The organism is Corynebacterium tuscaniense, from assembly GCF_008693065.1.
Classification (GTDB): domain Bacteria; phylum Actinomycetota; class Actinomycetes; order Mycobacteriales; family Mycobacteriaceae; genus Corynebacterium; species Corynebacterium tuscaniense.
Window position 1 is genome coordinate 1 of record NZ_VXKH01000223.1, and the last position, 508, is coordinate 508.

At 56.3% G+C, this 508-nt stretch carries 1 protein-coding gene; it reads left to right on the forward strand.

All coding sequences use genetic code 11. The features are described from left to right. Nucleotides 1-13 precede the first annotated feature (13 nt). A partial coding sequence (locus F4V54_RS11395) for a major capsid protein (protein ID WP_211359504.1) occupies nucleotides 14-508 on the forward strand: 495 nt, incomplete at its 3' end.

The window sequence follows — 508 nt, forward strand, 5'->3', positions numbered from 1 at the left end:
ATCGGATCCGCGGATCCATCCGCTGTTTCTGCGTCTCTTTTTCCGTGAGAGCTATCCCTTCACCACGGAGAAAGTCTATCTCTCACAAATTCCGGGACTGGTAAACATGGCGCTGTACGTTTCGCCGATTGTTTCCGGTGAGGTTATCCGTTCCCGTGGCGGCTCCACCTCTGAATTTACGCCGGGATATGTCAAGCCGAAGCATGAAGTGAATCCGCAGATGACCCTGCGTCGCCTGCCGGATGAAGATCCGCAGAATCTGGCGGACCCGGCTTACCGCCGCCGTCGCATCATCATGCAGAACATGCGTGACGAAGAGCTGGCCATTGCTCAGGTCGAAGAGATGCAGGCAGTTTCTGCCGTGCTTAAGGGCAAATACACCATGACCGGTGAAGCCTTCGATCCGGTTGAGGTGGATATGGGCCGCAGTGAGGAGAATAACATCACGCAGTCCGGCGGCACGGAGTGGAGCAAGCGTGACAAGTCCACGTATGACCCGACCGACGAT